General features: G+C 51.5%; 7 protein-coding genes. 2 read left to right on the forward strand and 5 right to left on the reverse strand.

Annotated elements, in window-relative coordinates:
- A partial coding sequence (locus NT002_10145; protein ID MCX6829625.1) for a hypothetical protein occupies positions 1-328 on the forward strand: 328 nt, incomplete at its 5' end.
- Positions 329-472: 144 nt separating this feature from the next.
- Here NT002_10145 and NT002_10150 read toward each other — a convergent pair.
- The 4 genes from NT002_10150 to NT002_10165 are packed head-to-tail and all read right to left on the reverse strand — an operon-like array spanning position 473 to position 4,206.
- The gene (locus tag NT002_10150; protein MCX6829626.1) at positions 473-1,366 is read right to left on the reverse strand and encodes a homocysteine S-methyltransferase family protein; all 894 of its coding nucleotides are present in this window, start codon (positions 1,364-1,366) and stop codon (positions 473-475) included.
- A gap of 1 nt (position 1,367) precedes the next feature.
- Positions 1,368-2,006: a corrinoid protein gene (locus NT002_10155; GenBank protein MCX6829627.1), complete on the reverse strand. Its 639-nt coding sequence runs from the start codon at positions 2,004-2,006 to the stop codon at positions 1,368-1,370.
- Positions 2,007-2,020: 14 nt separating this feature from the next.
- Complete coding sequence (locus tag NT002_10160; protein ID MCX6829628.1) at positions 2,021-2,746, reverse strand: hypothetical protein; 726 nt, start codon at positions 2,744-2,746, stop codon at positions 2,021-2,023.
- Positions 2,746-4,206 carry a trimethylamine methyltransferase family protein gene (locus NT002_10165; GenBank protein MCX6829629.1) on the reverse strand — a complete coding sequence of 487 codons (1,461 nt, stop codon included), beginning with the start codon at positions 4,204-4,206 and terminating at the stop codon, positions 2,746-2,748. Before NT002_10165 ends, NT002_10160 begins: the two co-directional genes overlap by 1 nt.
- A gap of 336 nt (positions 4,207-4,542) precedes the next feature.
- Here NT002_10165 and NT002_10170 point away from each other — a divergent pair, with 336 nt between their 5' ends.
- Positions 4,543-8,829, forward strand: coding sequence for an Ig-like domain-containing protein (locus tag NT002_10170; protein MCX6829630.1), 4,287 nt, complete (start codon positions 4,543-4,545; stop codon positions 8,827-8,829).
- Positions 8,830-8,910: 81 nt separating this feature from the next.
- On the opposite strand, the gene NT002_10175 is transcribed toward NT002_10170, so the two are convergent.
- Positions 8,911-11,535, reverse strand: coding sequence for a T9SS type A sorting domain-containing protein (locus NT002_10175; GenBank protein ID MCX6829631.1), 2,625 nt, complete (start codon positions 11,533-11,535; stop codon positions 8,911-8,913).
- Between the last annotated feature and the right edge of the window lie 772 nt (positions 11,536-12,307).

Consider the following 12,307-nt stretch of genomic DNA (forward strand, 5'->3'; position numbering starts at 1 on the left):
GGGAGATATGAAGGTCTGGAGCGACGGACGAAAGACATCTTTGCTTCACGAGCATATCTTCTTTGTCCGCCCGAGCGATACCGCGGGGCTTTATACCGGATTTGCTTTCAGTAATGAGGGAGCCTCGTTGACCGGCCGGGCAACGATGAAAGAGGGCGTATGGAAATGGAGCTGGAACTATAACAACGGCGATCAGGAAAAGGCCGAAATGGTCTGCTATCAAATGGGCAAGATGATTTATAAGGGGATGGTGACCGGCAAGGACGGTACGACACTGACCAGCGTCGAGTATGATCTTAATAAACCTGTTATGGCAAAAGGACAGTAACAGGAGACGGAGTCAGCTTCGCATTTCCACGCAATCTTATTCAGAAACAAGAACCAAAAGGATTTATGGCAGGAGCACGACGCTCCTGCCATTAGAATAAATGCTTCCTGATTTAATAGTATGGCTACGGTCGCTTATGATTATCTAACCTGAGAGGTAGCGTTCAACCTCGCTCCTGAGGGCTGCAATATGCTCCGGGGTCGTGCCGCAGCATCCGCCGAGAATGCTTACTCCGAGTTGAAGCATCTCCTTGCATTTTTCCGCCATGAATTGCGGTGATTCGGGATAGATAAGAACCCCCTCGGTCATACGGGGCAGGCCGGCATTGGGGCGGATGAGAATGGGAAGGTCGGTATATTTACGAAATTCGGCGGCAATGCCGATCATATTTTCTATTCCGTTGCCGCAATTGGAGCCGATTATATCGGCGCCGGCATCGGCCAGCCCTTTGGCCGCTTGCTCCACGGTTACGCCCATGATAGTGTAAAATCCTCTCGGGGTGGAATCAAAGGTCATCGCGGCGCTGACCGGCAATGATGGTGCAACGGCTTTGGCCGCTCTGACGGCCAGAATTGCTTCGTGTAAATCGGTCATGGTTTCGACCGAGATCATATCGATTTTTTCGGAGACGAGGGCGCTTATCTGCCTTTCAAATCCCGCCAGGACTTCCGCCGGTTCGGTATCGCCGTGCGGTTTCAGCAAGCGGGCGCAGGGGCCGCAGGAGGCGGCGATAAAGGTCTGGCCGTTGGCGCCTTTGCGTGCGGCGCGGACAGCGGCGATATTTATTTCTTCGGTTTTATCCTCAAGATGGTACATGGCCAGTTTGAGCGGCGACCCGCCAAAAGTGTTGGTTTGAATAATTTCCGCCCCGGCCGCGACATAAAGTCGAGCGATTTCCTCAAGGATATCGGGATGCTCCAGATTTATCCGTTCGGGGCATTCCCCCGGAGTGAGACCTCTTTGAAAAAGCATGGTTCCCATGGCGCCATCGGCGACAAGGACTTTTCGCTCATGCAGGCGGTCAAGGAAAGGGGTCATTCTATCTGCCCGCTACAAAACCTTTGACACAATCGACCGCGCTCATGCCGTCAAAGCAATAAGCATCGGCGCCAATTTCGCGGGCATAATCGGCCGAAACAGGCGCGCCGCCGATAATTATTTTTATCCGGCCATAGAGGCCCTGTTCCCGGGCGAGCTCAACCACTTTTTTCATTACCGGCATGGTTGTCGTAAGAAGAGCCGAGAGGCCGATAACATCGGCTTTGGTTTCCAGAGCAGTCGCGATAAATTTCTCGGGAGGGACATCATGCCCGAGATCGATAACATTGAAGCCGGCCCCTTTCAGGAGGATAGCAACCAGGTTCTTGCCGATATCGTGAAGGTCTCCCTGCACGGTCCCAATGACGATTTTGCCGATGGTCGGGATTTCTTTGCCCGCCAGGAGAGGTTTTAAAATATCAATCCCGGCATACATCGCCCTTGCGGAGAGAAGAACATCGGGCAGAAAAATCTCGTGGTTTTTGAATTTTTCGCCCACGATTGCCATGCCGGCGAGCAGGCCATCGTTGAGAATCGGACCCGGTGCAAGGCCGGATGTGAGTCCCTGTTCAGTCAATTCCGCGACCTCTGCGGCTTCGCCGTTTTGCAGGCTTTGGGACAGTTTTTCGAGAATATTCATGGAATTTTCACCGTTTATTCAAAGGGGATAATTTTCTTTGGAGCTCTAATCCTTTTGCGACAGGCGTGCGTTTTGCATTCTTCGCAGAAAGCGAAGTCGTCATCAAAGAGAAAAATCTCTCTGGTTGCGGCGACAATGACACCGCTGATCGATTTCAAGGGTTGCATGAGAAAACTCTCGCGAAGGGAGAGGCCGATCAGTTCCGGTTTGAGAGAGGCAAACAGTCTTTTCTGGGCGCTGATATGCCAGCCGCAGTAGCCGGGGCTGAAACGGAGTAATGTTGATGACGATGGCAACTGTCCGGTTTTTTTAAGGGTTCTTGCATAAAATGTTTCGACGATATCGGCGGCCATTTCGGCCGCCTCGGATGCGGCCGAATCGAGCATTGAGGCAAGAGCGAATTCATTTTTCTCAAAGAGAGATGTAATTTCGCGGTCAACGCTATCTCCCAGGGTGAGGGCAAAGATTGCCAGGCTGTCGGAATAAGGATAGATCGTCTCGAGAGGCGAGGGAATTTCGTTTTTCCCCTCGCCGAAGTAGATCGAGGAAAAGTCATTGGTGGAGATTTCCATCATGATTCCTTTGGGCCGGGAAATATCCTGAAGGAGAGAGATTGACTGTCCGGCCAGGTCCATAATTCTCTGGTCGGGGATTTTATTTTCGGGAATCCCCTGAGCTTTGAGAACGGCCGGTATGGCCGGAGCAAGCTCGGCGGGTGAAATTTCGATATTCTGACGCATCAATTTATCTCGGGCAGTTTCTCCATGCCATAGCGGCGGGCCTCGGATATCATCAAACGGGTGAGTTCATTCCTGATTTTTTCATCGAGCGCGACCGGCCGGTGTTCCTTTATGATCTTGTTGACCTCACGGTGCGCCCGTTCGCCGAGTGTCAAGCTTCCTTCCTCTTCCCACCGGGAGCGGTTAGCGCGATCGATGACCGGCCCGGGGAAGCGGATCTCCTTTTTGAGATGGCGGCGGGTGTGTTCGGAAATCAGGAGATGTTTTTCTTTCAGAAGCTCCTCAAATAGGGGCAATGACGGGAAATCCTCGCGGGGAGTAATGCCTTCAAGGAGGCGAGAGGCCATACCGCAGATTTCATTATCAAGCACAAGTTTTTCGAGACTGAAGCAGCTTTCGAAATCGAGCATGCCGGGACCGGAGATATTGTTTATTCCGGATAGGGCCGCCAGCACAGCTCCCATGGAGCTTTCCAGGCCGGCCTGGGCATCGAGGAGCTTGGCATCACTGAGGCCGATATAAGCCTGGGTCGGCAAGCCGAGGTACTTGCCGATATCGCAGTAGGCGCAGTCCATCATCATCGTTTCCACCGCACCCATGGGAGTGGTCTCGTATCTGATATCGAAAATGGCGGGGGATCCGCCATAAAGCACGGGCGTGCCGGGGTTGGTCAACTGGCTCATGACCAGGCCGCTCAGAGTTTCGGCGGTATGCTGGACAAGCGAACCAACCAGGGTAACCGGGGCAATAAATCCGGATAGCGGCATAGCGATGTATTCAACCGGTATTGAATATTTGGCACAATCGACCAGATTTTGTGAGGTGACATCACTCCATTTCAGCGGCGAGGTTGGGCAGCAGGAAAATATGGTTAGAGGTTTGGCCGCCAGCGATTCGCTTGAGCCGCGTACCGCGATCTGAAGATCTTTCATGATTTCGAAGGATTCTATCGTGAAGGCGCCGGTCACGACCGGCTTCTCGCAGAACATCAGGCTCAAATAGAGCCGGTAGCTATCGGATATCCGCTCGTGGACATCGCAGGGAATCATCGCGGTCGATTGTGAGGCGATATATTTCATCCCGCACATCAATTTGGAATATTCGATATACTCGCGAGTAGTCGGCCTGCGGATGGCACTGGTTTTATAGTCGAGGATATTGATTGCCGATGAACCGGGGGTGAAGTGGACATTATCGCCCGACAGGTCGAGGGCCTGATTTCCGGCCGAATCGTAGAGCTTGAAAGAATGGGGGGCCGCTTTCAGGGCGCGGTCGATGATATCATCGGTGAAGAAAGCGCGCTGTTTTTGCAGGTCGATTCGGGCGCCATGGTCGCCGAGCAGGGCCAGAACGCCGGGATTATGGATTTCCATCCCCAGGCGGTGCAAAAGCGCCCTTGCTTCGGTGATGATTTTCCGAATCAGTTCCTCATCCAGAAATCTGATAGCTGGTCTCACCATAATCTCCTTTTGAATCCGCATCATCGGGATTGTGAAGCATTCCGAAATAGAAAATAAGGCTTTTGGCAATGATTATCAAGGGAATCAAGCGGTAATTTGCGGTTCGTCCGTCATTGACGACAGGCTGCAAACCAGGGCATATTATAGGCATTTATTCTCATATTTCCAGAGTATCAAGGCAGTGCCATGCCCCGGTTTTCCATCGAGGTTGGAAAAGGTTGACGAGATAAGTTATGTATTTGACAAGCCGGGCAAATGTCTTTAGAATGGGAACGTAATCTGCTGTATTGTCACTGGTTATATCCTGGTTTGAAATATTTTAATTAGGAGATAGTAATGTATCAGCGAATGAGTTCAAGACCTGGTTTTATGGCCGGCGCCCTCTGGCCGGCTGTTATGGTTATTCTTTTGGTTTTTTCATCGAATCTTTGGGCGCAGGCGCCTTCGATAACCGGCTTATCGATAAGTTCATCTTCGGGCAATAATGCCAATGACGATACCCTGAATTGCGCATACACTTTTTCGGGCCCTGCGATTACGGCAGCGACGGCCTGGTATAAAAATAGCATGCCGCTGATAACCCTTTATCTACCCTTTGAGGGGGGTTCCCTCAATGCCTTAAGAGACTTTTCGGGAAATAATTATTCGGTCACGGGCAGCGGCGCACCGGTCTGGAGTGCCAACGGCGGGCGCGATGGCTACGGTGGGGTCTCGTTTGACGGCACCAGTTACCTCAATGCCGGGAAAGTATTCCCCACCAGGTCTTCCTACACGCAGACCGCCTGGATATATCGAACCAGTTCGGGGACGTATGATTTCATTTTTGGCGGGCGCGACCAGTCCAGTCACGGGTTCAGGGCCAGCGCCGACCAGCGGATCAGCGCCGGACAAAACGGCAATATGCGCATCGTGCAGGGATATCCCCAGAGCCTGACCAGCAACCGCTGGACTTTTGTCGCGGTTACTTTCGATTATGTATCCGGAACGATGATACTCTATCAGGACGGGCAGCCGATCGACACGGCGATCGTACCGGTCAATATAAGAAATATAACCGATTCTACACTTCAGGTCGGCGCTATCGGCGGAACAAACGATTGGAAAGGACGACTGGATGATATCAGAATCTATAACTATCCGTTGACCGGCGAGCAGATAAAGCTGCTGTATGATCTCCACGGGGCGGAAAATATCTCGCCGGCGGAAACGTCGGTCAATGACACCTGGCAGGCAAGGGTGACGCCATTTTCGAGCAGCGATATCGGCGCGACATATGTGTCAAATAATCTTAGTATCGTACCAACCGCCCCGACTTTCATTTCCATACCGGCGACAAATGGCATCGCGGGGAAACTGTACACATATACTGCCCGTGCCAACGGCGGCCCGGCACCGACATATCAGTTAAGCATATCTCCGGCAGGGATGACCATAGATTCAGTTTCAGGAGTAATTCGCTGGTTTCCTCCATTGGCCGGCCCTTACAGTGTGATGATATCCGCGGTCAACTCGGGGGCGACGACAGCTCATAATTACACAATCAATGTCGTCGCACCGACCGTGGCGCTGAGCAACGTCGCAATCGGTATCACTTCGGGTGATTCGCTGGCCTGTTCATACAATCCGGCTCTTCAGGCGACCACGGCGGCGGCGGCATGGTACAAGAACGGGGCCCCTTTGATAACTCTCTATATGCCGTTTGAGGGCGGCCCTACTTTTGCGCTTGATGATGCCTCGGGGAACAATATCACGGCCATGCCGATCGGCAATCCGGTCTGGATTGCCAATGGGGGACGCGACGGGAACGGCTGCTTTACGTATGACGGCAGTTCCTATCTGATTGCCGGGAATATTTTCCCGGTCAAGTCTTCGTATACAAAAATGGCATGGATATTTCGAACGACAACCAGCGAGTATAATCATATTCTTTCGGGTTGGGATCATAACACGGCGGCGAGCGGCGGACACGGGCTGCGGGTCAGCGCCGACCAGCGCTTGAGCGCCGGGCAAAACGGCAACTGGCGGATAGTACAGACCAATGCCGGGACAATTGCTTCCAACCGATGGTATTTTGCGGCGGTGACTTTCGATTATGCTTCGAGTCAGATGACCCTGTATCTCGACGGCGTGGCGGTAAACAGCGCCGTTGTGGCCGGCGCCGAACGCGATGTTACCGACCCCGGCGTTCTGATCGGGGCAACACAGGGCTCGTTCGCCTGGAAAGGAAAGATCGATGATGCCCGAATCTACAATTATGCTCTGACACCGCAGCAAATTGCCGCATTATTCAATAATAACGGCGGTAATCGTATCGTGGCGCAGGAAACGAATATCGGGGATGTCTGGCAGGCGCGGGTAACGCCATATTCGGCGACCGAGGCCGGGACACCGTATGCTTCGAATATTATCACCATCGGCAATGTCAATCATCCGCCGGTATTGGCGGCGATCGGGCCGAAAACAGTTGCTGAAGGACAAAATCTGAATTTCAATGTTTCGGCCTCTGATGTCGACGGCACTGCTCTCGCTTTTGCAACTTCGGCACGACCGGTCAATGCTTCTTTTGCGGACAACGGCAACGGTACCGGAACATTCACATTCAATCCCGATTACACACAGGCGGGAACATACAATATTTCATTCTTCGCCACCGACGGCGCTCTTACGGATACGGAAGTCGTGACCATCACGGTCACAAATACGAATCGTCCGCCGGCACTGGCGGCGATCGGGGCCAGGAATGTCCTGACCGGAAGTCCCCTGTCATTCACGATTACAGCAAGTGATCCGGATAATGAGATCACAACACTGCAAGCCTTGAATCTTCCGCTCAATGCGTCATTGTTGGACAATGCAAATAACTCGGCAGCTTTTCTGTTTAATCCCACGCTGAGCCAGGCGGGAGTATATAATATTACATTCAAAGCCATTGACCCGTCCGGGGCGGTCGATTCGGAGATAGTTCCGCTCACCGTCATAGACAATTCCGCTCCCACCAACTGGAGTGCCACTATCGCGGTTACCGGTGAAGTGATAGGCACCGCTTTGAATTCCGCGGAGGCAGTGATTGGCATCGGGGATAGTGAGAAAGTATCTTACGCCGCTCCGAGGCCTCCGGAATATACCGCATCGTTGCAGCTCTGGCGCAACACTGATGGCCCGTATTTCAAAGATATTGAGAAATCGGGCGGCAAGTGCTATTATTGGACGATTGAGGTCGATCCGCACGGAAATGTTGCTCCGCCGACGCCGGCGCGATGTGCCACGATCAGCTGGAACCCGGCGGAGTTAAGCACAAAGCGTCATTATATTTTACATGAGGGGTTGAATCCCGATGGGCCGGTAGTTGTGGCCGATATGCGCGCGACCACGCAATATCAGATCTGTGATGTTCAGGTGGCGCACTATTTTACGATTCATTGGGAAGACGACAGTTGCAGCGGGAAAGTCTATGCCGAGGTCGCTCTCAATGGCGGGTGGAATTTGATATCCCTGCCTGTTATTCCCGCGGATTCGTCACTGGGCGGACTATTTCCGACGGCCCAGATCGCCTATGAATACAACGGACAATATTTGGAGGCAACCAAGCTCGTTCCGGGGAAAGGGTACTGGTTGAAAGTTCCGGCGGCGACGGTGGTGACCCTTTTCGGTCAGCCCTTTACCGAGTACACAACCGCGCTCACCCCCGGGTGGCATCTTAAGGGAGGGCCGGATTGTATCGCCACGCCGGTCACCAATCCATCGGGCCAACTTTCGGAGGCGTTTGGGTTCAATACCACCTATCAGGTGGCGACGCAATTTGCGCCGGGTATGGGATACTGGGTTAAGATTGCCGGTGCCTGCGATATGAATGTTAGCTGCGGCGGGCCGGGCAAATTTTTGGCCAATATGGATGAATCGGCTCGAAGGATATCTATTCATGCCAAAGGGGCTGATCTCGGGGGCGTCAATGAAGCCGATATTGTGATTGGAGTGGGCGCTCAGGAGGAAAATACCACCCCGCCGCCCGACGCGCCGCAATATTCGATCAAAATGGAGTTGTACCGCACCGGATGGTCGGGACCTTATTTTGCCGATATTCAAAGCCGGGAAAGAAATGATAATTCGTGGATAATTGCGGTTAACCCTCATGGAAACATGCTCCCCAACGGTCAGAAGGAGATTGTTATCAGTTGGAATCCCGACGAACTGGGCGGCGACGCTTATGCTTTGCGTGAGGGCGCCGACGGGACCGGTTCACTTCTTGTTGATGATATGCATAAAATTGGGGAGTATTCTTTCAAGCCGGGTGATGGCATTAAGTATCTGACAGTCGTCCGTAAGGCAGGAACGGCGGTCTTGCCGAATGCATTTCATCTGGCCCAGAATTATCCCAACCCGTTCAATCCCTCAACAACGATTGAATACTCTATAGGGAAACAGACCGAAGTGACTATTGCCGTATTCAATATGCTCGGACAGAAAGTCAAAGAACTCGTGAATGGGACCCAGCCGGCGGGAGATTATCGGGTCACCTGGGATGGCACCGATAATTCGGGAATGCCATCGGCGACCGGAATTTATTTTTATCGGATGCAGGCCGGGGATTATATGATTTCGAAGAAAATGGTTCTTATGAAATAGTGCACAGTACAATTACGTTCATAGAAAATGGGGTTCGCCTTTTAAGACGAACCCCATTATAATACTAATTAGCGCCGATGCTTATTTCAGCAGCAGCATCTTTTTAGTTTCGGTAAAGTCGCCGGCCCGGAGTTTATAGAAAAACACTCCGGAAGCGGTCGCAACTCCGGCATCATTACGACCATCCCAGATCACCTTGTGGTAACCGGCCGGCAGTTGCTGATCAACCAGCGTGCGCACGAGCTGCCCCATGACATTGTATATCTCAAGCTTGACATCAGTTGCAGCAGGCAGGCTGAACTCGACCTGTGTGGCTAGGTTGAACGGGTTGGGGAAGTTCTGAGCCAGAGCGAACTTGGCGGGTGTCAGATTGAGTTTGACCGGGACACCCTCAACGGTCGCTAACTCGGCGGAAACCAGATTCCCCTTGACCTCAAGGAACTCTCCCGAGAAGCCGCGAATACTCTTCTCATTGTTATCAAAGGGAGGGTAGATGAGGATACGGGTATTGGTACCATCGAAGCGGAAGGCCATTTTCATCCCTTCGGCTTTGAGAACCGGGGTGACCTCGCCCTCGACCACCAGATAGGCGGCGCCGATCAAACCGGCACTGGAGACGCTAAGCATACCATCTGATGTTCTATCAAGGACAGCCTCGCTCGGCGTTTGCACCTGCGGTTTTCCGGTAGGCGGACAAGGCAGCGCATCGCCGATAATAACACGGATGAGATAGACCAGATCGGCCACCGATAACGGGATACCGTCACAATTGACCTCGCTTGCGGCGATCTGCCCTTCGACATTGACCGTGAAGGCGGCCAGGCCAACAATGAAGTAATTGGTGAAGACGACGGCATCACCGATTTCATTGGAGAGACCATTGAGATTGACATCGCCGCGTGCGTCGATACTATCGGCGCAGATAATATCAATGCCGCCATTAACGAAGTCAAGTACGCGAACGGCGGAGGGTTTCTCGGGGTCGGGATTCAGACAGTAATCGGGGGCGCCGACAAATGGTATCCGGGCATTTTCCGGATATAGAGTATCATTTTCCTCATCCCAGATCAGATTACCTCCAAAGTCATAAATGGCGCGGCTAATAAAGAGCAATTCACCATCGGACCTTGAGATGGAGTTATCGCCGCAATCGTCCCAGAAGAAGCGAATAGGGACATACTGGCATTCCAAGGTGCGGTTAGCGGATACAAGGAACTTCATTCTGGCCAGTTCATGCGGGTCGGTGTCGGGCGGGCCGAAGCAGGAGGGATGATTATCGCCGTTATTAGCATCGGCCATCGCGACGATTCGCAGAAGTCCCGAGGGACATGCCGAACCGCAATTGCCATTGGCTCCAAACCGGTAAGTGAAATACTCCCAACCGCAGTCCTCCAGCAACTGCCCGGGGGTGGCTTCCATAAAGGTCAGGGCCGAGGCATCATAGGCAATCAGGAAATCGAATCCGCCCATTTCGAATTCTCTATCTTCCGTCGTAATTGAGACTGTCTCATAGTGACCCTGATAAGAATTATGAGTTTTTTCGATCTTTATTTTGGGAACGATCATACCGGGATAAGTTACCGGAGACTCCTGCAGCAGGGTGTCCAAGAGCGCCATGCTGCTGTCTTGCATAAACTGCTCCAGTTTCAGACCGGCGGCCGCCAGCGCGGGCTCGCTCTGCCATTGCTGGAAAAGACCATAATGCCCATAAGTCATCCATTCAAAAAAGTTAGTATTATCGGTCAGATTTTCTTCTTCTATACCACCCGCCAATAGAGTAGCAACTTCCTCAGACAACTCCGGGTACATCGCGACGACATGTTGGACTATGGAAGAATCTCCGTATAGTGAATCAACGGCGGCAAGATAGGCTTCAAGGACTTCCTTATGATCAGGTAAGGCTTCAGCGACAATACTTTGTATACTTCCGTTATAAGCGATTGCCCCTTCACATATACTTCCTACTGTTGACCATTTGCCCGCATCAATATATGTTCCTACATTAATTCCAGGCGGAAATCCATAGGCAACCATCAGGTATTCTCTGCAGTGGGTCAAACCGGTAAATGTGTAACTATTTAGAGAGCTCGAGGGGAAATCATGCCATCCCCTTACAGCAGAATTAGAAGTCCAGTTCGGCGGCGGCCAGCCCCTATTCTTGCAAATGTCATAAAAGGATACCACGGGATCAAAAAGCCGTTTGTAACCTATGCGAATCATATTAAAGTTGGAAGGGTGCGACCATGTAACGTTTGCAGTAAGTGTTGATGCCGTGGCAATGCTGACCCAGAGATCGCCATGAGGAGGAATGCAGGGACTTGTCCACTTCCAAAAAGGGCACCCATAAAGTGTAACCATCTGCGGAGTGCCCCACCATCCAAGAATGTTTCTCTTCTGCAGCAGGCCCTGAACTTCAATCTTGTACTTCGTGTTGCATGTAAGTCCGGCTATGGTATAGGAATTGCCGTGGAGATCCACACTCTTGGTGTCCCAGTTGACAATATAATATGCCTGGTTATGCGGATACCATCTATGATTGCCACTGGGATATGTCCAGTTTATTTTCATCGAGGTTTGTGTTACAGGATACGCCCATGCATATCCTGGATACCCCACAGCATTATGCATAGGCACGGCGCATAAAAAGACACATAAAAGCATAAGACCCAGTATATGCGGTTTGCTGTCTTGAAGGATTCTGCTCATTAGTCTTCTCCTTACTTAACTAAATGCCAAATTTTCGGATTCATTTCATTATCATGTTTTGTATATTCTGTCATAGATCAGATTATTGACGGCACGTAATTACTAATATTCCAAAGTTGCGCACATACAAGTGCCGGTTGCGTTCTATTGCTATTCAAATATGCTAAGTCAGGTCTGCATGAATGTCGCTGTTATTAGCGCATAATCGATTGCCAATACGGACTTAGCTATCCGGTAAAGGCGGCCCACGGCCTATAGGTTTGGCGCGAGAAAGTTTCTCCAACCATGGAGCGGCCACAATATTTCCCTAACCTCAAAAGCGAGTATTGTGAAGTACACCCAAAAATGTTTGCAGTAGATGAAAAACGCGAGGTGATGAATCGAGAAGTATATTCTGTTGTCTGACCCAGTCGTTAACAGCTTAAGCAAATGAGTCCCGCTTGTCAAGTCTTTTTTTTATTTTTTTGAGGCAGAGACGGAAGCCGGTCAATCAACGCCAAAGAGAGCGCCCTGGATGGTTGGCGATAGAGATTTCTCTTTGACCGCTTTTTCCCGGACAGACCCAATTTGCCACACACATAACACTGTGAATTACAAATAATTAAGTCGGGAACGGAGATCCGCTTGGTCAATTTGGACTGCACCCCTGAGACTGGACACAAAAGGTTAGGAGGATTTGGCACGGATTGGTATTTTGATACGAGGAAAGGATGGTGCCATGAATCCGAAACGGAAGTTCAGTGTGGAGCTGAAACGGCAGGTGGTAGAGCAA

This window comes from Candidatus Zixiibacteriota bacterium, from assembly GCA_026397505.1.
In the GTDB taxonomy this organism is placed as follows: Bacteria; Zixibacteria; MSB-5A5; order GN15; family PGXB01; genus JAPLUR01.